Annotated in this window: 22 protein-coding genes; 16 read left to right on the top strand and 6 right to left on the bottom strand. The window is 65.4% G+C overall.

What is annotated here, in order from left to right:
- The first annotated feature begins 41 nt into the window (after positions 1–41).
- The 11 genes from R3355_RS21920 to R3355_RS21870 all read left to right on the top strand — a co-directional run bounded on the left by R3355_RS21920 (position 42) and on the right by R3355_RS21870 (position 11,778).
- Complete coding sequence (locus R3355_RS21920) at positions 42–962, top strand: LysR family transcriptional regulator (protein WP_318963190.1); 921 nt, start codon at positions 42–44, stop codon at positions 960–962.
- Between the two features lie 340 nt (positions 963–1,302).
- Positions 1,303–2,226, top strand: coding sequence for an aldo/keto reductase (locus tag R3355_RS21915; RefSeq protein WP_318963189.1), 924 nt, complete (start codon positions 1,303–1,305; stop codon positions 2,224–2,226).
- Positions 2,227–2,376: 150 nt separating this feature from the next.
- Entirely contained in the window at positions 2,377–3,678 is a 1,302-nt protein-coding gene (locus R3355_RS21910) for an NTP/NDP exchange transporter (RefSeq protein WP_318963188.1), read from the top strand.
- 261 nt (positions 3,679–3,939) lie between these two features.
- Entirely contained in the window at positions 3,940–4,608 is a 669-nt protein-coding gene (locus tag R3355_RS21905) for a TetR/AcrR family transcriptional regulator (protein WP_318950772.1), read from the top strand.
- Positions 4,608–5,192, top strand: a complete 585-nt coding sequence (locus tag R3355_RS21900) for a YigZ family protein (RefSeq protein WP_318963187.1) — start codon at positions 4,608–4,610, stop codon at positions 5,190–5,192. Before R3355_RS21905 ends, R3355_RS21900 begins: the two co-directional genes overlap by 1 nt.
- A gap of 67 nt (positions 5,193–5,259) precedes the next feature.
- The gene (locus R3355_RS21895) at positions 5,260–5,946 is read left to right on the top strand and encodes an SDR family oxidoreductase (protein ID WP_318963186.1); all 687 of its coding nucleotides are present in this window, start codon (positions 5,260–5,262) and stop codon (positions 5,944–5,946) included.
- Positions 5,947–6,077: 131 nt separating this feature from the next.
- A complete protein-coding gene (locus R3355_RS21890; protein ID WP_318963185.1) occupies positions 6,078–7,433 on the top strand; it encodes an 8-oxoguanine deaminase in 1,356 nt (451 codons plus the stop codon).
- A 160-nt stretch (positions 7,434–7,593) separates the two neighbouring features.
- On the top strand, positions 7,594–8,541 hold the full coding sequence (locus R3355_RS21885; RefSeq protein WP_318963184.1) for an adenosine deaminase: 948 nt from the start codon (positions 7,594–7,596) through the stop codon (positions 8,539–8,541).
- Positions 8,542–8,922: 381 nt separating this feature from the next.
- Positions 8,923–9,681: a substrate-binding periplasmic protein gene (locus R3355_RS21880; RefSeq protein WP_318963182.1), complete on the top strand. Its 759-nt coding sequence runs from the start codon at positions 8,923–8,925 to the stop codon at positions 9,679–9,681.
- 1 nt (position 9,682) lies between these two features.
- Positions 9,683–11,017, top strand: a complete 1,335-nt coding sequence (locus tag R3355_RS21875) for a diguanylate cyclase domain-containing protein (protein ID WP_318963180.1) — start codon at positions 9,683–9,685, stop codon at positions 11,015–11,017.
- A gap of 20 nt (positions 11,018–11,037) precedes the next feature.
- Positions 11,038–11,778 (top strand): ABC transporter substrate-binding protein, encoded by a 741-nt coding sequence (locus tag R3355_RS21870; RefSeq protein ID WP_318963179.1) that lies wholly within the window; start codon positions 11,038–11,040, stop codon positions 11,776–11,778.
- A gap of 160 nt (positions 11,779–11,938) precedes the next feature.
- Here the strand turns inward: R3355_RS21870 and R3355_RS21865 are convergent, their stop codons facing one another.
- The 6 genes from R3355_RS21865 to R3355_RS21840 form a co-directional block, all read right to left on the bottom strand.
- A complete protein-coding gene (locus tag R3355_RS21865) occupies positions 11,939–14,059 on the bottom strand; it encodes a TonB-dependent copper receptor (RefSeq protein ID WP_318963178.1) in 2,121 nt (706 codons plus the stop codon).
- Positions 14,060–14,196: 137 nt separating this feature from the next.
- Positions 14,197–14,580 (bottom strand): DUF2946 domain-containing protein, encoded by a 384-nt coding sequence (locus tag R3355_RS21860; protein ID WP_318963177.1) that lies wholly within the window; start codon positions 14,578–14,580, stop codon positions 14,197–14,199.
- A gap of 158 nt (positions 14,581–14,738) precedes the next feature.
- Positions 14,739–15,230 carry a copper chaperone PCu(A)C gene (locus R3355_RS21855; protein ID WP_318963175.1) on the bottom strand — a complete coding sequence of 164 codons (492 nt, stop codon included), beginning with the start codon at positions 15,228–15,230 and terminating at the stop codon, positions 14,739–14,741.
- An 83-nt stretch (positions 15,231–15,313) separates the two neighbouring features.
- Positions 15,314–16,690 (bottom strand): PepSY domain-containing protein, encoded by a 1,377-nt coding sequence (locus tag R3355_RS21850; RefSeq protein WP_318963173.1) that lies wholly within the window; start codon positions 16,688–16,690, stop codon positions 15,314–15,316.
- Between the two features lie 261 nt (positions 16,691–16,951).
- Positions 16,952–17,338 (bottom strand): DUF2946 domain-containing protein, encoded by a 387-nt coding sequence (locus tag R3355_RS21845; RefSeq protein WP_318949454.1) that lies wholly within the window; start codon positions 17,336–17,338, stop codon positions 16,952–16,954.
- An 88-nt stretch (positions 17,339–17,426) separates the two neighbouring features.
- The gene (locus tag R3355_RS21840) at positions 17,427–18,338 is read right to left on the bottom strand and encodes a LysR family transcriptional regulator (RefSeq protein WP_318963172.1); all 912 of its coding nucleotides are present in this window, start codon (positions 18,336–18,338) and stop codon (positions 17,427–17,429) included.
- Positions 18,339–18,446: 108 nt separating this feature from the next.
- On the opposite strand from R3355_RS21840, the gene R3355_RS21835 reads away from it, so the two are divergent.
- The 5 genes from R3355_RS21835 (at position 18,447) to R3355_RS21815 (ending at position 22,499) form a co-directional block, all read left to right on the top strand.
- Positions 18,447–18,740 (top strand): putative quinol monooxygenase, encoded by a 294-nt coding sequence (locus R3355_RS21835; RefSeq protein WP_318963171.1) that lies wholly within the window; start codon positions 18,447–18,449, stop codon positions 18,738–18,740.
- A gap of 23 nt (positions 18,741–18,763) precedes the next feature.
- Positions 18,764–19,780, top strand: a complete 1,017-nt coding sequence (locus tag R3355_RS21830) for a zinc-binding alcohol dehydrogenase family protein (protein WP_318963170.1) — start codon at positions 18,764–18,766, stop codon at positions 19,778–19,780.
- A 113-nt stretch (positions 19,781–19,893) separates the two neighbouring features.
- Positions 19,894–20,163, top strand: a complete 270-nt coding sequence (locus tag R3355_RS21825; RefSeq protein WP_318963168.1) for a DUF2790 domain-containing protein — start codon at positions 19,894–19,896, stop codon at positions 20,161–20,163.
- A gap of 218 nt (positions 20,164–20,381) precedes the next feature.
- Positions 20,382–22,214, top strand: a complete 1,833-nt coding sequence (locus R3355_RS21820) for a bifunctional diguanylate cyclase/phosphodiesterase (protein ID WP_318963166.1) — start codon at positions 20,382–20,384, stop codon at positions 22,212–22,214.
- A 105-nt stretch (positions 22,215–22,319) separates the two neighbouring features.
- Positions 22,320–22,499, top strand: a complete 180-nt coding sequence (locus tag R3355_RS21815; protein ID WP_318949448.1) for a hypothetical protein — start codon at positions 22,320–22,322, stop codon at positions 22,497–22,499.
- Positions 22,500–22,886 lie beyond the last annotated feature (387 nt).

Raw genomic sequence — 22,886 nt, 5'->3', positions numbered from 1 at the left:
AAGCACACTATTCTTATCTTTAGTTAAGTGATGGCTAAACAATGAGTACACGCCGCCCGGAACCCCTGGCCCAGGTCAGCGACTTTGATATCCGCCTGCTCAAGCTGTTTCGCAGCGTGGCGGAATGCGGCGGCTTTTCCGCCGCCGAGAGCGTGCTGGGGATCGGCCGTTCGGCGATCAGCCAGCAGATGAGCGACCTCGAACAGCGCCTCGGATTGCGCCTGTGCCAGCGCGGTCGCGCCGGCTTCGCCCTGACCGAGGAAGGCCGCGAGGTGTACCAGTCGACCCAGCAACTGCTGGCGGCGCTGGAGAGCTTTCGCACCGAGGTCAACGGCCTCCATCAGCACCTGCGCGGCGAGCTGAACATCGGCCTCACCGACAACCTGGTGACGGTGCCGCACATGCGCATCACCAACGCCCTGGCGCGGCTCAAGGAGCGCGGCCCGGAGGTGCGCATCCATATCCGCATGACCCCGCCGAGCGAGGTCGAGCAAGGCGTGCTCGACGGCCGCCTGCATATCGGCGTGGTGCCCCAGGCCGGCGCATTGTCCGGGCTGGACTACCAGGCGCTGTACGACGAGCGCTCGCTGCTCTACTGCGCGGTTGGCCATCCGCTGTTCTATGTCGACGACCAGCAGCTGGAAGATCAGCGCCTGAATGCCCAGGACGCCATCGCGCCGACCTTCCGCCTGCCGCCCGAGGTGCAGAGCCACTACCAGGCCCTCAACTGCACCGCCAGCGCCTCGGACCGCGAGGGCATGGCCTTCCTGATCCTCACTGGCCGTTACATCGGCTACCTGCCCGACCACTACGCCGCGGCCTGGGTGCAGCAGGGCCGCCTGCGCGCGCTCAAGGCGGACTCGCGCTTCTACGACCTCAGCCTGGCCGCCGTCACCCGCAAGGGCCGCCGTCCGCACCTGGTGCTGGAGAGCTTTCTCGAGGGCCTGGCGGCGAGCGGCTGAGCGGCGTTCGCGCGCCACGAAACGACGCCGAAGGGCGACCCGGGCAACGTTCCGCAGGGCGGCCCGGGACGCCGGACGCTCGGAGCGAAGCGACAGCCCGCCAGCTTTTAGGCCACGCCGATTAACCAATGGTGCACTGCTTGCGGCTGTGGCGGAGCACATATACACCCTACGGAGGGCCGCTCGCCCGGCGGTGACCCGTGAGGCAGGGCACCCGGGCGACCACCCGCGGCGCCTCGGGACGCGACACAGCAGGTAACAACTGCCCGGGCGCAGGTGGCGCGCGGGACGGTCACATAACTATGCTCGATACCCATGCAGCGCCACCACGGAGGATGCCATGCCTAGCCGTCGCCACTTCATTCAGCGCAGCGCCGCCCTACTCAGTCTTATTGCCGCCGCGCCCTGGCTGGCGCGCAGCGCCTTCGCCCTGACTCCCGGGGAGTTGCTGCAGCGGCGCATTCCCGGCAGCGACGAACTCCTGCCGGTGATCGGCCTGGGCACCTCACGCACCTTCAATGTCAGCCTCGACGACGCCAACCTCAGCCCGCTGGACGAGGTGATGCGCACCTTTATCAACGGCGGCGGCACCCTGATCGACACCGCGCCCAGCTATGGCAATGCCGAGGCGGTCAGCGGCGAGTTGCTCAGGCGCACCAGCACCCGGGACAAGGCGTTTCTCGCCACCAAGATCTCCGCCAGCGGCCGCGAGCGCGGCATGGCCCAGGTCGAAGCCAGCCTGCGCGCCCTGCAAACCGACCGGCTCGATCTGGTGCAGGTGCACAACCTGCAGGACACCCGCACCCAGCTCGGCCTGCTGCGCGAACTCAAGGAGCAGGGCAAGGTGCGCTACATAGGCATCACCCATTACCTCGAGTCGGCCCACGACGACCTGCTCGCGGTGCTGGCGAAGGAGCCGGTGGATTTCGTCCAGTTCAACTATTCGGTGGCCGAGCGCAACGCCGAGCAGCGCCTGTTGCCCTACTGCGCCGAACGGGGTATCGCCACCCTGATCAACCGGCCGTTCCAGCGCGGCCAGTTGTTCGACCGGGTCAGGGACAAGCCGCTGCCGGAGTGGGCGATCGAGGTCGACGCCACCTCCTGGGCGCAGTTGCTGCTCAAGTTCATCCTCGCCCACCCGGCGGCGACCGTGGTGATCCCGGCCACCTCCAAGGCGCGCTACATGGCCGACAATCTCATGGCCGGGCATGGCCGCCTGCCGGATGCGGCGCTACGCGAGCGGATCGTGCGGGCGTTCAGCTGAATCGCGGCCGGTGCTTTTCGTAGGAGCGGGGGGGACGCCTAGTTCCATGCCCGCGATACTTCTGCTCGAAGCGCTTCGCGGGCATGGCCCGCTCCTACGGAAGAAGCGCTCTGCCCCACGTACGCGGTCCCACCTTTGAAGGGAACAGCCATGCCTCCAAGCCAACGCCTGGCCAAGGCGATCAACGCCAAACCGGCCGAGCTGTTCGCCGCGCTGTGCGGCTTCGGCCTGTTCCTCTGCCTGTTCAGCGGCTATTTCATGCTGCGGCCGATCCGCGAGGCGATGGGTATCCGCGGCGGCGTGGAGAACCTGCAATGGCTGTTCAGCGCGACCTTCGTCGTTATGCTGGCCGCCGTGCCGCTGTTTGCCTGGCTCAATTCGCGGGTGCCGCGGGCGCGCTATATCGACTGGGTGTACGGTTTCTTCATCCTCAACCTGCTGGCCTTCGCCGCGCTGTTCCAGCAGGCCGGCGACGATATCTGGGCGGCGCGGGTGTTCTACGTGTGGATCTCGGTCTACAACCTGTTCGTGGTCTCGGTGGCCTGGAGCCTGATGGCCGATGTGTTCGATTCGACCCAGGCCAAGCGCTTGTTCGCCTTTATCGCCGCCGGCGCCAGTTGCGGCGGCCTGGCCGGGCCGGCGCTGGGCGCCCTGCTGGTCGGTGCCATCGGCCAGAGCGGCCTGATCCTCTGCGCCGCCCTGCTGCTCGGCGTCGCCGTGCTGGCCAAGCACCACCTGATGGCCTGGCGCGCCCGCGGTGGCGCCGGCCGCCCCGGCGCACCGCCCAGCGAAAACCCGCGCGAGCCGGTGACGGGCAATCCGTTCAGCGGCGTCACCCGGGTGCTGGCCTCGCCCTACCTGCTGGGAATCAGCGCCTTCGTCATCCTCCTGGCCACCGCCAGCACCTTCCTTTACTTCGAACAGGCACGCCTGGTGGCGCTGACCTTCCCGGAACGCAACCAGCAGATCCGCGTGTTTGGCCTGATCGACTTCAGCGTGCAGGCGCTGTCGCTGCTGGCCCAACTGTTTATCACCGGGCGGGTGGCGGAGAAACTCGGCCTGCGCGCGCTGCTGGCCGGGGTGCCGCTGCTGGTCTGCCTGGGCTTTCTCGGCCTGGCCCTGGCACCGACCTTCGCCATGCTCGCGGCGCTGATGATCGTGCGCCGGGTCGGCGAGTACGCCTTCGTCCGCCCCGGCCGGGAAATGCTCTTCGCCCCGCTCGACGCGCTGACCAAGTACAAGGCCAAGAACTTCATCGACACCGTGGTTTACCGCGGCGGCGACGCCATCAGCGCCTGGACCAAGGCACTGCTCGATATGCTCAGCCAGGGCGTGTTGCTGGCCGCCCTGGTCGGCGCCGCCTTGGCCGCCGTGTGGGCCGCGCTGGGCTGGTACCTGGGCGGGCGCCAGGCACAGGCCAAGACGCAGGCGGCCCGCGAACCGCGTGGCTGAGACCGGGTTCAAGAATTGCGCAGGAGCGGTGGGGACGCCCAGTTCCATGGCCGCGATAGCTCATGCCCGCAAAAGCCATCGCGGGCATGGCCCGCTCCTACGTTCGGCTACAGGCCAGCACCGCGTCAACGCACAACCCTGGTGCATCAGCTGGACCGGAGAGCATCCGCGGCGGTTTTTCTGCGCCTTGCGCTTGTCACCTCGGCGACAGTGGGTTATCAGTGCAGTCGTCTGAAAACCTGACCACTGCGGAACCGCCCCATGACCGTCGAAGTCCCCGCACACAGCGCCCATGCCACCGGCAAACCGGCCGGGCGCATTCGCCAGAAAAACGAAGAAGCGATCCTCGCCGCCGCCGAGGAAGAATTCGCCCGCCACGGCTTCAAGGGCACCAGCATGAACACCATCGCGCAGACCGTCGGCCTGCCCAAGGCCAACCTGCACTACTACTTCAACAACAAGCTGGGCCTGTACCTGGCGGTGCTGAGCGACATCCTCGACCTCTGGGACAGCACCTTCAATACCCTGAGCGTCGACGACGACCCGGCCGAGGCCCTGGCCCGCTACATCCGCGCCAAGCTGGAGTTCTCGCGGCGCTACCCCAAGGCCTCGCGGATCTTCGCCATGGAGGTGATCAGCGGCGGCGAGTGCCTGTCGGAGTTCTTCAACCAGGACTACCAGAGCTGGTTCCGCGGTCGCGCCACGGTGTTCGAGGCCTGGATCGCCGCCGGCAAGATGGACCCGGTCGACCCGGTGCACCTGATCTTCCTGCTCTGGGGCAGCACCCAGCATTACGCCGACTTCGCCTCGCAGATCTGCCGGGTCACTGGCCGCACACGCCTGACCAAGGCGGATTTCGAGGAGGCCGGCGACAACCTGGTACGCATCATCCTCAAGGGCTGCGGCCTGACTCCACCCGCAAAAAGCTGATGCCCTTCACCCTGCTCGGCCCTTGCGAGTACCGCGAGGAGATCCGCAAGAGCCGCTTTCTCGCCCTGGCCGCGCCGGTGGCCAGCGTCGCCGAGGCGCAGGCGTTTATCGCCGCCGCCAGCGACCCCGGCGCCTCGCACAACTGCTGGGCCTGGAAGGTAGGCCAGCAGTACCGCTTCAGCGACGACGGCGAACCGGGCGGCACCGCCGGCCGGCCGATCCTCGCCGCCATCGAAGGCCAGGCCTTCGACCAGGTGGCGGTGCTGGTGATCCGCTGGTACGGCGGCATCCAGCTCGGCACCGGCGGCCTGGCCCGCGCCTATGGCGGCAGCGCCAACAAGTGCCTGCAGGGCGGCCAAGGCATCGAACTGCGGACGCGCAGCCGTTGCGCCTGCCACTGCGGCTTCGCCGAGCTGGCGCTGCTCAAGGCGCGCCTGGGCGAACTGGACGCCGTGCTGGACAGCGAAACCTTCGATGCCAGCGGCGCCGAACTGCAGCTGGCGGTGCCCGAAGCGCGTTTCGCCGAGCTGCAGCGGCTGCTGGCCGATATCAGCCGCGGACGCAGCACGCTACGCCGGCTGTAGGTGAATGCGCCAAGACTTATCGACTGGCATCAAGCAGCCCGACCCATAACCCCCTGGAGCAAAGCCCATGACCTCGACTCGAACCGCCCTGATCATCGGTGCCTCCCGTGGCCTCGGCCTCGGCCTGGTCAAGCAGCTGCACGCCGATGGCTGGCAGGTCATCGCCACCGTGCGCGACCCACAAGCCGCCGAGGCGCTGCAGGCCCTGCCGGGCGTGCGCATCGAGGCCCTGGATATCGACGACGGCGCCGCGCTGGAGGCATTGGCCGAACGCCTGCAGGGCGAGGTGTTCGACCTGCTGCTGATCAATGCCGGCATCCTTGGCCCCGCGCACCAGTCGACCAGCGCCGCCACGGCCGCCGAACTGGGCCAGCTGTTCATGACCAACGCGGTCGCGCCGATTCGCCTGGCCGAACGCCTGATCGAGCAGATCCGCCCGGCTAGCGGTGTGCTGGCATTCATGAGTTCGGTGCTCGGCAGCGTGGCCAACCCAGAGGGCGCCGAGTTGGCGCTGTACAAGGCGAGCAAGGCCGCCCTCAATTCGCTGACCAACAGCCTGGTCTGCAGCCTGGCCGAACCGCGCCCGACGGTGTTGTCGCTGCACCCGGGCTGGGTCAAGACCGAGATGGGTGGTGCCGGCGCCAGCCTGGAGATAGCCACCAGCTGCCGCGGCCTGGTGACGCAGATCGAGCGGCATGCCGGGCGCGGCGGCCATCATTTCGTCGACTACCTGGGACAGGCCATCCCCTGGTGAAACGCACCACCGGTTGATCCTGACCGGCAGGACAGGTATCTTCAGCGGCACGCCATTCGGCGCACCTGGATCAGCAGACAGGGTCAACACTGAGCTGGCGAACCTGAACTCACCCTCAGAGGAGCCTGCCCATGGCAGCTACCCGTATCTGGATCAACAACCCCCTGGCCATTTTCACCGCCAACCAGCTCGACGCCGCCGGCGGTCTGGTGATCGAGGATGGCCTGATCAGCGAACTGCTCGGTGCCGGCCAGCAACCCTCACGGCCCTGCGATCAGGTCTTCGACGCCCGCGAGCACGTCGTGCTGCCGGGGCTGATCAACACCCACCACCACTTCTATCAGACCCTGACCCGCGCCTGGGCGCCGGTGGTCAACCAGCCGCTGTTTCCCTGGCTGGCGACCCTCTATCCGGTGTGGGCGCGGCTGACCCCGGACAAGCTGGCGCTGGCCAGCAAGGTGGCCCTGGCCGAACTGCTGCTGTCGGGCTGCAGCACCGCGGCGGATCATCACTACCTGTTCCCCGACGGCCTGGAGCAGGCCATCGACGTGCAGGTCGAGGCGGTGCGCGAGCTGGGCATGCGCGCCATGCTCACCCGCGGCTCGATGAGCCTGGGCCAGGCCGATGGCGGCCTGCCGCCGCAGCAGACGGTGCAACAGGGCGAGGTGATCCTGGCCGACAGCCAGCGCCTGATTCGCCAGTACCATGAGCGCGGCGCCGGTGCGCGGATCCAGATCGCTCTGGCGCCCTGCTCGCCGTTCTCGGTGACGCCGCAGATCATGCGCCAGAGCGCCGAGCTGGCCGAGGAACTGGACGTGCGCCTGCACACCCACCTGGCCGAGACCCTCGACGAGGAAGACTTCTGCCTGCAGCGCTTCGGCCTGCGCACCGTGGATTACCTGGACAGCGTCGGCTGGCTCGGCCCGCGCACCTGGCTGGCCCACGGCATCCACTTCAATCCCGATGAAATCGCCCGCCTCGGCGCCGCCGGTACCGGCATCTGCCACTGCCCCAGCTCGAACATGCGCCTGGCCTCGGGCATCTGCCCGACCCTGGACTTAGAAGCGGCCGGCGCGCCGATCGGCCTGGGCGTGGACGGTTCGGCCTCCAACGACGCCTCTAACCTGATCCTCGAGGCGCGCCAGGCCCTGTACCTGCAACGCCTGCGCTACGGCGCCGAAAAAATCACCCCGCAGCTGGTACTGGGCTGGGCCACCCAGGGCTCGGCGCGCCTGCTCGGGCGCACGGACATCGGCGAGCTGGCGGTGGGCAAACAGGCCGATCTGGCGCTGTTCAAGCTCGACGAGCTGCGCTTCTCCGGTAGCCACGACCCGCTCTCGGCCCTGCTGCTGTGCGGCGCCGACCGCGCCGACCGGATGATGATCGGCGGCACCTGGCGAGTGATCGACGGCCAGATCGAGGGGCTGGATGTGGCGCAGCTGATCGCCGACCACCGTCAGGCGGCACGAGAACTGATCGGCGGCTGAGTAGCCGTAGGGTGGACGACGCTTTTTTCGTCCACCACTGTGCCTACCACCGGTGGATGGGTGAAGCGTCATCCACCCTACAACTTGTCATGCCGGCGGGTTGCACCCGCCCTACGCGGTTAAACTCATCAGCAACCACGTCCGATAGCGAGACCTCATCATGTACGACTGGATCACCGCCCTGCCCAAGGCCGAACTGCACCTGCACCTGGAAGGTTCGCTGGAACCCGAACTGCTGTTCGCCCTGGCCGCGCGCAACAGGATCAAGCTGCCCTGGAACGATGTCGAGGCGCTACGCGGCGCCTATGCCTTCAACAACCTGCAGGAATTTCTCGACCTGTATTACCAGGGCGCCGACGTGCTGCGCACCGAGCAGGATTTCTACGACCTGACCTGGGCCTACCTGCTCAAGTGCCAGGCGCAGAACGTCGTCCATACCGAACCCTTCTTCGACCCGCAGACCCACACCGACCGCGGCATCCCCTTCGAGGTGGTGCTGCGCGGGATCAAGCAGGCGCTGGTCGATGGCGAGAAACAGCTGGGCATCAGCCACGGTCTGATCCTCAGCTTTCTGCGTCACCTGTCCGAGGAAGAAGCGTTCAAGACCCTGCAGCAGGCCATGCCGTTTCGCGATGCCTTCATCGCCGTCGGCCTGGACAGCTCGGAGCAGGGCCACCCGCCGAGCAAGTTCCAGCGGGTGTTCGCCAAGGCGCGCAGCGAGGGCCTGTTGACCGTCGCCCACGCCGGCGAGGAAGGCCCGCCCGAGTACATCTGGCAGGCCCTGGATTTGCTCAAGGTGCAGCGTATCGACCACGGCGTGCGCGCCAGCGAGGACGAGCGGCTGATGCAGCGGATCATCGACGAGCAGATCCCGCTGACCGTCTGCCCGCTGTCGAATATCAAGCTGCGGGTGTTCGACGACATGCGCCAGCACAACATCCTGCAGATGCTCGAGCGCGGCGTGAAGGTCACGGTCAACTCGGACGATCCGGCCTACTTCGGCGGCTACGTCAGCGAAAATTTCGCCGCCCTGCACGACAGCCTGGGCATGACCGAGGAACAGGCCAAACGCCTGGCGCAGAACAGCCTGGACGCGCGACTGGCCTGAGGCGGACGACACACCGTAGGAGCGGGGGGACGCCCCGCTCCTACATAAATCCTGCCGACCTGCACCACCGCGTAGGCCGGATGCATCCCAGCTAAGAGCTGCACCACAGCCTGGGCATGACCCGGGAACAGGCCCGGCGCCTGGCGCAGAACAGTCTGGAGGCGCGGTTAAGCTGACCCGCGACGATCACGTCGTCCGATGAAACGGCGCAAGCGCCCGGCGGCCGGCAGAACATTCTGAAGTTTGCTTGCCCAGCGCCGACACAGAAGGTGTACCTTGACCAGACGGCGGGCAAATGATGGCCATTTAATGGCCATCTCCGCTATCCATTGCACCTGGCCTATTGCCGTCGCCGAGATTGCCGCCCCGAGGAAACAGCCCATGCCCATCTGCCCAAGCGCTCGCGCCCTGCTCTTCGTTGTGCTGGCCGGCTTTGTGCAGCTGGCCGTGGCGGACGACGAGATCCGCATCGTCACCGAGGAGCTGCCTCCCTACAACATGACCGAGGACGGGCGAGTCACCGGCATGAGTACCGAGGTGGTGCAGGCCGTGCTCGAGGAAATCGGCCAGCAGGCGAGCATCCAGTCGATGCCCTGGGCCCGCGCCTACGACATCGCGCAGAACGCGGAAAATGTGCTGATCTACTCGATCACCCGCACCGCCCAGCGCGAGAAGCTGTTCAAGTGGGTCGGCGTCATCGCACCAACGCACTGGTTCCTGTTTTCCCTACCCGGCAAGCATATCCAGCTCGATCACCTCGACGATGCTCGCCAGTACCAGACGGCCACCGTCCAGAAAGACGCGGGCGAGCAGTATCTGGAGACCAAGGGCTTCACGGTCGGCAAGAACCTGCAATCGAGCAACAAATACGAGCATAACTACGCAAAGCTCAAAGCGGGCCGGGTCGACCTGTGGGTGGCCAATGAACTGAACGCCCGCTACCTGATCCGCCAGGCAGGCGATGACCCGGCCACAATGGTGGTGCCCGTGCTGAGCCTGCCCGACCTCGGCAGTGATGACGGGCTGCACATGGCCTTCAGCCTGCAGACCGCGGACGCCGTGGTCGAGCGTTTCCGCCTGGGCCTGCAAGCCATCCGCCGCAACGGCACCTACGACGCGATCGCCAGGAAGTGGTTGTAACGTGTTTGGCCTGCCTCACGGCGAGGTGACGCGCCCCCGGCCCGCAGGCTCGCTCGGCCGCCGGCTGGTACTGGCGACCCTGGCATTTTGCCTGGTGTTCACCCTGATCACGGTCGCCGTGCGCACCTGGTCGGCCTGGCATGCCAACCTGGCAGCGATGACCAGCGAGCTGACCCTGATCGACCAGGTGTTCCAGCGCACACTGGCCAAGGCGCTCTGGGAAGTGGATCGTGAATCCCTGCAGACCCAGCTCGACAGTGTCGCCCAAGCCGCCCCGGTGGGCCGGGTGGAGTTGCGCATTCGCCGCGCCGGGCGCCCACCGGAAATACTCGAGAAGCAGCATAGAGCGCGCTCGGACTCGGCACTGGCACCCACGCTACAGCACTTGCTGATCTACGAACCCTACCCCGGCGCCAGCGAGACGGTCGGCGAACTGACCCTGGAAGGCGATGAACAACTGCTCTGGCAGCGCCTGCAAAGGGAAGTGGCCAGCATCGTCGTCACCCAGGTTATCCAGTCGCTGCTGTTGGCGGGGCTGATCATGTGGATGTTCAACCGCTCGGTCACCGTGCATGTGCAGCACATCGCCCGTCACCTCGGCCAGTTATCCCCCGCCAACCTCAAGCAGACCTTGCACCTCGGGCGCTCAGCGGCGCGCCAGGATGAACTGAGCCTGCTGGAAGCGGGCGTCAACGACCTGCAAGACAAGCTGTCGACCTTCCTCGAGCGGCAACGCCAAGACGAGCAGGACCTGGCCGCGCACCGCGACCACCTGGCCGAACTGGTCGAAGCGCGTACAGCCGAACTGCGCGCGGCCAATAGCCGCCTGGAAGAACTGTCGCGCAGCGACCCGCTGACCGGACTGGCCAACCGCCGGCATTTCGACGAACTCAAGGACATCGAGTTCCGCCGTGCCTTGCGCCAGGGCCAGCCGCTGTCGGTGCTGATGTGCGACCTGGATTGCTTCAAACCGTACAACGACACCTACGGCCACGCCCTCGGCGATCAATGCCTGCAAGCGGTGGCGAAGACCCTGAGCAGAGTCTTCGCCCGCGCCGGCGAGCTGGTGGCGCGGATCGGCGGCGAAGAGTTTGCCGTGCTGCTGCCGGGCGCCAACAGCGCCCAGGCATGCACGGCCGCAGAACGCCTGCGTCAGGAGCTGGCGGAGCTGGCGATCGAGCACAGCAGTTCGCCGGTGGCCGCCCATGTAACGCTGAGCATCGGCGTCGCCCAGTTCGAGCCGGAGACGATGGATCATTTCGATGTGCTTATGCTGCGCGCCGACCAGGCCCTCTATCGGGCCAAGCGTCAGGGCCGCGACCGAATCGCCGTTTGATGTCAGTACCGAGGATCCTCATGAGACTGCGCCCAACCACCTGCTTCGTCCTGCTGCTGGCACTGCTCTGCGGCAACGGCCACGCCGAGAGCATCAAGGCCGTCACCGAAGACACCTCCTACAGTTATCTGCAAGACGGCCGAGTCGGCGGGCCGGCGAGCCGGGTGGTCGAAGCCATGCTGCAGCGCGCCGGACTCGACGACTACAGCCTGGCCCTGTACCCCTGGGCCCGCGCCTACGACATGGCGCTGCAACAACCCAACGTGCTGATCTACCTGATCGCCCGCACCCCGGAACGCGAGCCGCTGTTCAAGTGGCTGGGCGAGGTCACGCGCATCGAATACCACGTCTACAAGCTGCGCGGGCAGCCGGATATTCAGGTCCGCACACTGGCGGACGCGAAGCACTACAGCATCGGTGTGCTGCGCGACGACGTACGCCATCAGTACCTGCAGGCCGAGGGGTTCACCAAGCTGGTAATCGCGGCACACAACCGCGACAACTTCAGGCGGCTGCTCAATCGACAGGTCCAGCTGGTACCCATGCCGGAGCGCGACGCCATGCTGTTGAGCGCAGAAGCCGGGGTCGACTACGCCAGCCTGGAGCGGGTCTACACCCTGGACGCGCTCACCTCCGGCCTGTATATGGCCTACAGCCACGCGACGGCCGACGCGATAGTCGCGCGCAGCCGCGCCGCGTTCGACAGCCTCAAGAGCGAGGGGCTGCTGACCCAGCTGATGAACGGCAAAGAGGAGCCCTAGCAGGCGCATGATTGCTTGATCATCGATGGGTATCGCTGCGCTCAAGCCTACGCGGCCCGCCACATCCGACAAAGCCTGTAACGCCTGCAACGCCTGCAACGCCGGCCCAGCCGCGATGATCGTCGCCCAGGGCGGCAAGCATCGCGGCAGGTAGGCGCACTCAGAAGCTGAAGTCGAGCTTGCTCCAGAGGATACGGCCCGGCTCGTTGACCGCTTGCGGATCATCCATGGAGAAGCCGAAACCGGCGTTGCCGGCCAGGTTCAGGTGCTCGCTGTAGTGGCGGTCGAACAGGTTGTCCACGCCGGCGCTGAGTTTGACCTCAGGCGTCACCCGGTAGGCCGCGTTGAGCGAGAACACGGCAAAACCGCTGCTGTTGCCGAAGTCCTTGCCGACCACATTGCCCTTGCCCTCATCCACCCGGTTCTGCGCGGCGACCACCCGCCACAACGCCCCGGCACTCCAGTCGCTCTGCTCGTAGGCCAGGCCGAAGCGGGCCTCCAGCGGCGGCGTCTGCGCCAGCGGGCGGTCGTCCGAGCTGTTCTTGCCCCAGGCATAGGCCAGGCTGGCATCGGTTTTCCAGTTGCTGTCCAGGCGATAACCGACGCCCAACTCGCCGCCCATGATCCGTGCATCGATGTTGCTCGCTTGCGAGCGGGTATGCCCCGGCATCAGCCCGGGCCCGTAGCTGAACAGGATGTAGTCACGCACCTGGCCGACGTAGGCCGACGCCCAGGCCTCGAACTGGCGGCCACGGTAGTGCGCGCCGAAATCCAGCTGGGTGGTTTTTTCCGGCTCGAGGCTTTCCATCGGCTGGACAAACCCGACCGGGCCGGGACTGGCGGAGAACAACTCCCAGTAATCCGGGAAGCGCTGGGTATGCCCGAGGCCGGCATAGACAATCGCGGGCATGCCGGCGAGATCCCGCTCATAGCGCAGGAAGCCGCTGGGCAGGGTATCGCTGCGGGTTTCGTCGGCCGTCGGGTTGGCGCGCAGGGTCATGCCGCTGCCCAGGGTCTGGCGATAATCCTTGACCGAGGCGCGATCCAGTCGCGCACCGGCAATCCAGCGCTGGCGACTGGCAACCTTCCAGGTCAGCTCGCCGAACAGGCCATAGTTGTGGAACACCGCGTCCTTGTCCCAGGCGAACTGGTCATAGTCGGTATAGCTGCTGCTCATCACGTTGAAGCTGGACGCGCGCTTGCGGTGCTCGTTGCGTTGCCCGTCCACACCCGCCTTGAGTTCGACCTTCTGCCAGTTCCAGGTGCCGACCAGACGGCCACCCAGGGTGCGCCGATCGACATTGCTGGCCAGCGGATTGGCCATCATGCCGGTGCCCGAGGGGGTGCGCAGGCTGAAGTTGTCCATCACGTGATCGGCGTAGTTGTAGTAGACCTGCCCTTCCAGCGCGCGGAACAGTTCGCCGATATTGTCCTTCTTGAAACGCAGCCCCAGGCTCTCGCGGAGGAACTGGCTGCCGTCCATGCCGCGCCCGGCGTAGCGCGCCTGGCCATCGCCGCGGCCGCCACTCAGCTCGATCAGGGTATCGTCGTCCGGGGTCCAGCCGAGCAGCACATCGCTGTTCCATTTGTCCCAGCGCGACGGCACCGTATCGCCGTTGCCATCCTGGTAGTCATCGGCCTGGGCCTTGTTCGCCAGCACGCGCAGATAACCCTGACTGCCACCGGCAGTGGCGTCGATGCGTCGGTCGAAACGGCCGTTGGAGCCGGCCAGGATGCTGCCATCGACGCGCCCGCCGAGCGCATTGAAGGGCTGGGTATCGCGCTCGAAAAGAATCGTCGCTGCCGAACCGCCCGGCCCCCAGAGCACGCTTTGCGGCCCTTTGATCACGGTCAGCTGGTCGAAGTTTTCCGGCGACAGGTAGGAGGTCGGCGCGTCCATGCGATTGGGGCAGGCGCCGAGCAGCTGGCCGCCGTCCATGAGGATGTTCAGGCGCGAGCCGAACATGCCGCGAAACAGCGGATCGCCATTGGCGCCACCATTGCGAATCGCATTGAAGCCGGGAATGGTCTTCAGGTAATCCGCACCATCGGCGGCCGGCATCGGCTGGCGTGGTTGCTTGGGGTCGGTGACCACGGTCAGCGGCGAATGGTGACGGGCCCCGGTAATGACCAGCGGGGCCAGTTCGATGGCCGCGTCATCGGCCAGCGCCGGAGAACTGCAGAACATGGCGGCGGCCAGTGCAGCGCACAGCGGCGCCAGGCGAAACGGGACGGGCAGACGCGAGGCGCCTGGAATACGGGCACAGGTAAGGGCAGACATGACGTTTCCAAGATCGAGACAATCCGGCGCGCCGGCAACAGCCGTCCGAGGAGCCTGTCGGACTTGACCGCTCGTAACGAGGGAAAGTCCGACAGGCTCCTAGGGACGGTGCTGGCGCGTGAGAGCAGCAATAACGATCAGGAAAGCAGCGGCGGTGCGCGACTGCGCGAACCGGGGAATATCGGCGAAGCGGGCGCATGCTGCGAACCGCCGGCAGGAATAAGGGCCGTAGCGAATGGCGCCGGCCCGAGCAGCAGCGGCGCCGGGCTGGCCAGCGCCGGGCTGCTGAACAACAAGGTGCAGTAGCCGCATTTGGCCCACAGCGGATCATGTCCATGGCTGTCGCCGGCACCCGGCGAGTGGCTGGCCGGGTGCTCGCTGCAACTCAGCTCGGCGAGCCAGGCCGGTTGCGCAGGCACCAGCCACTGCGACAGCAGCGGCCCGACACAGAGCAACAGCATGGCCAGCAATGCCGGCTTCAGCCCTCTGCGACGGTTAACTGGATGTGCTGCTGCCTGCATCGATCGGTGTCCATGAACGGTTGTGAAAAACTCTCGCCTACCGCGGCCGTCTACAAACGCGCGCTGCGGCGCTCGATATTTTCACTGCCTCTGAGTCCTGCCGCGATTATTGCCAAACGCGGCGGGACGCTCCTTGTCCCCGGTCAAGACAGCCCTCATCAGTGCTGATGAACGGCGTCCTGGGTAGCGGGCACAGCGGTGGCTACGGGCGCCTCGGTTTGCACCGTGACCTCCACCTCGATGGCACCGGCCTTCTCGAAGGTCAGGGTCAGCGGAAAGCGCTCGCCGTCCTTGGCTTGCTGCTGCAGGTTGAACAACATGACGTGGTAGCCCATGGGCTCGAACCTGGCTTCGCCACCTGCAGGCACGACAACGTCCTGCACCTGCTGCATCTTCATCACCCCATCGGCGTGCACATGCTCATGCAGCTCGGCCTTGCCGGCCACCGGGGTCTGCACGCCGAGCAGGCGGTCGGCCTCACTGCCCCTGTTGTGCACCACGAAGTAGGCCGCGGCGGTCGGTGCCACCGGTGGCATCGCGCGCGACCAGGGGTGCTCGATCTGCAGCTCGCCGATCTGGTAATCGTGGGCCGAGGCAAACAGGCTCGGGGTCAGCAGTGCAGCCAGGAGCAGGGTTTTCTTCAGCAACATGGTCAATCTCCAGTGACGGACTCAATGTCCGCTTTCAGTCAGACGACACACGCTGAGCGTGTCGTACCTCCAGTGAATAGTGTTCACTCGCGGGCCAGGCGCCGCATCGCACCGACGCGCGCGAGCAGCAAGTCCAGCGCCCAGATCAACAACAGCGACGCACCGACCAGGGGAAATGCCGCGCCGAGCAGCAGCATGATGACGATCGCGGTTTTCCAGCGCGGCAGGTCATGGCGCAGCGGCGGCACGCCAAAGCTGCCTTGTGGGCGGCGCGTCCACCACATGATCAAACCGCTGACCGCGCTGAGCAGCACCAGCAGACACACCAGCAGCATCAGCAACTGATTGGCCAGGCCAAACAGTTTGCCCTCATGCAGCATTACCCCGGTTTCCACGGTTTTCGCCAGCGGGCCGTAATCCTTCCAGCGCACATCGGCCAGCACCGCACCGCTGTACTGGTCGATATGCAGGGTGGCGTCGTTGCGCGGATCATCGGCGAACAGGGCGATGCTGTACACGCCCTCCCCGCCCTTGGGCAGGGTGATGCTGTAACCCGGCAGCACGCCACGCACGGCTGCAGTGTCGAGCACATGCTGCAGCCCTACCTGCTGCGCCAACGGGCCGTCTGCAGCGGCTGCAGCATGGCCGTTATGCGCGGCATGCGGATCGGAGGCTGGCAGCAGCGTGGTTTCCACCGCCCAGGCCACGGTCTGCCGACTGCTGTCGTTGAGGCTGCCGGTGAGTTTGCCGGACTGCGGCACGTCATCCCACATCGCTGCCGGGAAGTGGTTCCAGGCGCCGGCGAACTGCGCGCCCCAGAAGCCGGTCCAGGTCATCCCGGTGAGCAGCATGAACAGCAGCAGCAACGAGCCCCAGAACCCGGTCACCGCGTGCAGGTCACGCCAGAACAACCGACCACGACTGGCCAGGCGTGGCCACAGTACCCCGGCGCCAGCACTGCCGCGCGGCCACCAGAGATAAAGCCCGGACACCACCAGGACGATGCCCCAGCCGGCGGCCAGTTCGATCAGGCGGTCGCCGAGGGTGCCGATCATCAGCTCGCCGTGCAGCTGGCGGGCGATGGCCTGCAGGTTGCTCTGCGCGTCCTGACTGCCGAGCACCTGGCCGCGGTAGGGGTCGACAAACACATTGAGACCTTGGCCGCCGACCTCGATCACGAACTGCGCACTGCGCTCGGCGTTCACCGGTGGCAGGTACTGCGTGATGCTGGCCTCGGGATAGGCTTGGCGCACCAGCGCCAGTTGCTCATCTGCCGAGAGGCGCTGCTCGGCCGCCGGCACCTGCAGCAGGTCGGCATACATCAACTGATCCAGCTGCGGCTTGAACAGGTAGATGATCCCGGTCAGCGACAGCAGGATCAGGAACGGGATGACGAACAACCCGGCATAGAAATGCCAGCGCCAGGCCAGGTTGTAGAACGAAGGGGCTGGCTGTTTCATTGTTCGGCTCCACGAAGGCCGATCCACTGGCGGCGAAGTACCCCGCACAGACGGCAATCGTGGGCGACATCGGACGGGCCGCCACTCGGCGCTGGCAGACCGGATACGCATTGGTGATACATGGGTGTCTCCCCTGAAACTCAAGTGCCGCCAGGAAGTCGCCGGGTGACAAGCGATGACGATCAAGCCGGCGGTTATTCGCTCTAACTGTTGTGATGGCATAGCCGCAGCACCGGACAGGCGCGGCGACTCGGAGCGGAGTCAGGCGAACAGCGGGGAGGCGCGAGGATTGGCCGAGGGCCAGAGATAGCGGGCGGGACGCGGGACGAAGGATGGCGCAGCCGGCGACTGACGACTGGCGGTTAGCAGGCCGAGCAGGCCGAAAAAGGCGGCGAGGATGATGGCGCTGAAGGTCGAGCTGAGCGAACAACCGGTACCCGTGACAGGGTTCAGCGGCAAGATGCCGGAACCGGTCAGATCCGCACCGGCACCGAAATTGCCCTCGAAGGAGCAGTACTGGCCATCCAGGCCGCTGAGCTGCAAACCGGCCATCTGGCCGTGGCCGATGCTGCAGGCGAGCGCACTGAACAGGACGCTGAAATACAGCATCCAGGCAATCAGCGAGCGGTCGGTGCGGGCCAGTTTCATGGGGCGCGACTCTAGCAGTTGGTGTCGGTGTAACAAGTATGGCGCACTGCGGTAGATTGCCGCAGCCCAGCCAACCGCGAGCTTAGTTCTACCACGGCGCATGCGCCAGCAGTTCGGCGCAGCGCAGCTGGACGAATTCGCGCAGCAGGTGCACCGGTTTGCTCAGTTGTGCACGGTGGGCGCAAATCAGGTTGAGCGGCGTCACCTCGCCCAGCCACTGCGGCAGCAACACCTTGAGTCGCCCGCTGCGTACATCGCCGGCCACGTCCAGCCAGGACTTGTACACCAGCCCGGCACCCGCCACTGCCCAGCGGCGCACTACATCGGCATCGTCGCTGACCCGGTCGCCGCTGACCGTCAGGCTCTGCTCGCGCTTGCCGGCCTGAAAGCGCCAGCGGTCATGCACCCGCCCGCCAAGCATATAGAGCAGGCAGTTGTGCTCGGCCAGTGCCTCGACGGTTTGCGGTTCGCCGTGACGGGTCAGGTAATCCGGCGCGGCGCACAACACCCGGCGGTTGCTCGCCGCCACTGGCAAGGCGACCAGGCTGGAGTCCTCCGGCGCGCCATAGCGCAGAGCGATATCGACCGGCTCGCGAAACAGATCGGTAACCCGGTCACCGAGCAACAGGCGCACGTGCAGTTGCGGGTGAGACCGTTGGAATTCATCGAGCCAGGGTAGCAAGGTGTTGCGGCCAAAATCCGAAGGCGCCGAGAGCTGCAGCAGCCCGCTGATACCGACCTTGCTGCCGGCCAGCTGCTGACGCCCCGCCTCCAGGCTTTGCAAGGCCTGATGCGCATGGGTGAGGAACAGCTCGCCCTCTGGAGTCAGGCGCAGACTGCGGGTGGAACGGGCGAACAGACGTACGTCCAGCTGCCGCTCCAGTCGCTTCAACCCGGCGCTGGCCACGGCTGGCGAAATGTCCAGCAAGCGCGCGGCGGCAGACAGGCTACCGATTTCTGCAGTACGCACGAACAGCTGCAAATCATCGAACCGCAGCATCACACACCATCATTATCAAAAAAATATTGAAAGAGACTCTAGTTCGCTGCTGTTTTTCTCGCCAGACAAATAAACGAGCATGGCCACCTTCTTGTCTGGAGCCACGTCATGTCCACGCCGCTCACCCTGATCGCCACCCTCTCCGCGCTCGACGGCCAGGCCGATGCCGTCGAAGCCGGTTTGCGCCTGCTGGTCGACGCCAGCCGCCAAGAGGCCGGTTGCCTGCAATACGACCTGCACCGCCACCAGGACTACCCGCAACGCTTCATCATGATCGAACAATGGCGGGACAGCGCCACCTTGAACGAGCACCGGAACAGCACGCATTACCAGCACTTCGGCAGCACCTGCCGCGAGCTGCTGGAGGACGTCGACCTGCAACTCATGAACCGTATCGCCTGATTCCCCTATTTCGAGGAGCGCCCGTGAAAGCCATCGCCTACTACCAGTCCCTGCCCGCCGACCACCCCGAGGCGCTGCAGGACATCCAGTTAGCGGCACCCACACCCGGTCCGCGTGACCTGCTCGTGGAAGTCAAAGCCATCTCGGTCAACCCGGTAGACACCAAGATCCGCCGCAATGTCGCCCCGCAAAACGGCGAAACCAAAGTGCTCGGCTGGGACGCCAGCGGCATCGTCAAGGCCGTGGGCAGCGCGGTGACCTTGTTCCAGCCGGGCGACCGGGTTTACTACGCCGGGGCGATTAACCGTGCCGGGGCCAACAGTGAACTGCATGTGGTCGATGAGCGTATCGTCGGCCACATGCCGGGCAGCCTGCCATTCGCCGAAGCCGCGGCCCTGCCGCTGACCGCGATCACCGCCTGGGAACTGCTGTTCGAGCGCTTGCAGATCAGCGAAGGCAGCAGCGATGAAAGCCAGAGCCTGCTAATCGTTGGCGCCGCTGGTGGGGTTGGCTCGATCCTCATCCAACTGGCTCGCCAGCTCACCGGCCTGACCGTGATCGGCACCGCTTCACGTCCCGAGACCCAGGCCTGGGTGCGCGAACTCGGCGCCCACCATGTGATCGACCACAGCAAGCCGTTGAGCGAGGAGCTCAAGCGTATCGGCATCGACCAGGTGACCCACGTCGCCAGCCTGACCCAGACCGACCGGCACTTCGACCAGTTGATCGAAGCCCTGGCGCCGCAGGGCCGCCTGGCACTGATCGACGATCCAGAGCAGGCGCTGGACATCATGAAGCTCAAGCGCAAGAGCCTGTCGCTACACTGGGAGCTGATGTTTACCCGGTCGCTGTTCGAGACTGCGGATATGATCGAGCAGCACCGCCTCCTCGAGCGGGTCGCCGAACTGGTTGATGCCGGCATACTGAAAACCACCCTCGGCGAACACTTCGGCACCATCAATGCGACCAACCTGCGCCGCGCCCATGCCCTGCTGGAAAGCGGCCAAGCCCGCGGCAAAGTGGTGCTCGAGGGGTTCTGAATCCGTGGCATCGCCAACCCCTGGCGATGCCGACCAACGGCAAGCCGGGCGTGTAACCTCATGCCAATTTATGGATCAATTGAGATGTGAAGCATCCTTACGAGGTCAGCATCATGAAACGTCTCATTTCCTTCACTCTCGCCGCGACCCTTGGCATCGCGGGCACAGCTTGGGCACAATCGTCACCCAGCCAGGAAGCTGAAAAAGTGCAAGCGGTGGACTACCACTACGGCATGTCCCTGGATGTGCAGAAAGTCATCCATATCAGCGACAACTCGGACAAGGTCGGCGTGGTGCCTACGACCATCATCTTCCTCGATAGCAACGGCAAGCTGCACAAGGTCAACTACCTGGAACTGGGCAGCTTCGACAGCAGCGACTGAAACAGCCCTTCCCCCACGCCAGCGCCTGACAGAACAGTGCAAGCGCCTGTAACCGGGTTATTCGCCGGCGTGCATATAGGCTACCAGCGCTGCTGGTAGCCTTTTTCTCCAACAACCGGTCGGCAGCCGACTAGACTGCAATTACGCTCAAGGCATGCCTCGCAGGTTGCTGTATGCCCCGTGACGTCTCACGACCCTGCGACTTATCGGTGGTAAGGATGCGCTCCGATCTAACAGCCTCGCTGCGCCTGACTGGCGCTTATATCCTGTTCAGCAGCGTCTGGATTTTCGCCAGCGATTACCTGCTGCTGGCCGTGGTCAGCGACAGTGAATTGAGCCTCCAGCTGCAAACCTTCAAGGGCATGCTCTTCGTACTGCTCAGCAGCCTGCTGATCTTCTACCTCAACCACCGTGACCGCCGCGCCCAGCGCGAGTTGCTCAACGCCCTGACGCGCAACAGCCGCCTGCTGCAACAAACCCAGCGCAATGCCGCCCTCGGCAGCTGGGAATACGATGGGCTCTTCCACTGGAGCGCAGAGGCCCTGCAGTTGCTCGGCCGCGACCCAGGCAGTGAATGCAGTGGCGTCGAGCAATTGCTCAGCTGGCTCTACCCGGCTGAACGGCCGGCCTTGCAGCGCGCCTGGCAGGCCCTGCTCGAACAACACAAGCCGATGGCGATCAGTGCACGCCTGCATCAACCGCAGCAGCATCAGGCTACCTGGTTGATGCTGCGCGGCGAGGCGCATACCAATGGCCAGATCCTCGGCACCGTGCAGGACATCAGCAGCCAGAAACGCGACGAAAACGCCCTGCGCGAAAGCGAGCAGCGCTTCCGCCAACTGTTCGAGCAAACCCCGCGGATTGCCGTGCAGGGTTACGACCGTGAACGCCGGGTGATCTACTGGAACCAGGCCAGCACCCAGCTCTATGGCTATAGCCTGCAGGAGGCCATGGGCCGGCGCCTGGAAGAGCTGATCATCCCGCCGGCTGCGCGCAACCAGGTCATCAGTGCGATTAACCACTGGCTGCTCGGCGGCCCGCCGATTGCCGCCGCAGAGCTGCCATTGCAGCGCAAGGACGGCAGCACGGTATGGGTCTATTCCACCCATTCGATGCTGCGCAACAGCCGCGACCAGCAGGAGCTGTACTGCATCGACATCGACCTCAGCAAACAGCAACAGATCAATCTCGAACTGCAAGCCAGCGAGGCGCGTTACCGCGAACTGATCGAACAACTGAGCGACGTGCTAGTGCTGACGGACGCCAGTGGCCACCTGGACTTTCTCAACCAGGCCTGGGAAAAGCTCAGCGGCTATGCCTGCTATGAATGCCTGGGTCGACCGCTGACGCAGTTTCTCGACAGCGCCGATGCGGCGCGCTTCAACCAGCAGATCCGCGCCATCGGCAACGGCCAGCAGGCCGGCCTGCGCGGCGAGTTCCGCCTGCTCACCCGCCAGGGCCAACTGCGCTGGGTCGACATTCAGCTGAGCTGCAACCCGTCGAACAGCATGCTCAACGGTAGCCTGCATGACATCCATGACCGCCATCAGGGCCAGCAACTGCAGCAAGCGCGCAATGCGGTGCTCGATGAACTGCTCGCCCGCCGGCCCCTGGCGCATATCCTCGACGGCATCAGCCGGCGCCTGGAGGATCTCAACCCGCACATGCAGGTGTCGATCATGTTGCTGGACGGGCAGCAGTGCCTGCATCTGGCCGCGGCACCCAGCCTGCCCGAGTCTTATCGGCAGGCCATCGACGGCCTGCCGGCGCAGCTCGAACTCGGTCCATGTGCCCACGCCGCGTGCAGTGGCGAGATGATGATCGCGGAGAACCTCGAGACTCACCCCTACTGGCAGGCGTTTCGCACCCAGGCGCTGACCGCCGGCCTGCATGCCTGCTGGTCGCTGCCGTTCAAGGACAACAACGCTCGGGTGCTCGGCACCTTCGGCATTTACTACGAGCAGCCCATGCGGCCGAGCCAGGCCGATATAGCCCTGGTCGCCGAGTTCACCCACCTGGCCAGCCTGGCCGTGCAACAACTGCAACGATGATCGGCAGGCGCCGCCGACGACCGGCAGCCGCCCACTTGATCCATGTCAGAAAAAGTACATATGCCAAGACTAGACTGACCCGCCTAACCAGCGGAGGTGTCGTTCATGAACATCAGCATTCAGCCACTGCACAAAGCCGAAGGTACCTGCTGGCAAGTACGTTTCGCCAACCATAGCGTGACCTTCCGTAGCGAAGCCGAAGCCCGTCAGTTCGTCGCCACCCTTGAAACACGCCTGCAGGCCCCACATCAATGGCCGAGTCAGCTGCAGCGCGCCGCCAGCTGAGGCGCAGAACGCCGGGCGGATCGGGCGGCGATCCGATCGGAGGTAGGGCGGCCTCGGAGCGAAGCGACAACCCGCCAGCTTTGTGCCGCGCCGAGTGGCCAATGGTGCACTGCCTTCGGCGAGTGACACCCTACGGATCGCGGACTGCCCCAGATCGGGCGATTCCCTTGGTCCGTAGGGTGGCCCGGGCGGCGATCCGCTTTATCCGCGAAAACTCTCGAATGAGCAAAAGCTTCGCGAATAAAGACTAGCAGCCTGTCGGACTTGAATTCACGAGGGAGCATCAGTAGCGAAGGTAAAGCGATTCGCTCACTACTCGGGCGTTTTCGGGCGTTTTTTGCCCGAATTTTCTGAGATCGAGCGGATTTAGCCCATCTTTACCTGCAT

The sequence above is a fragment of the Pseudomonas sp. genome, assembly GCF_033723075.1.
Classification (GTDB): Bacteria; Pseudomonadota; Gammaproteobacteria; order Pseudomonadales; family Pseudomonadaceae; genus Aquipseudomonas.
The sequence above is the reverse complement of the archived record's forward strand: the minus strand, read 5'-3'. Positions and strand labels throughout refer to the sequence as shown.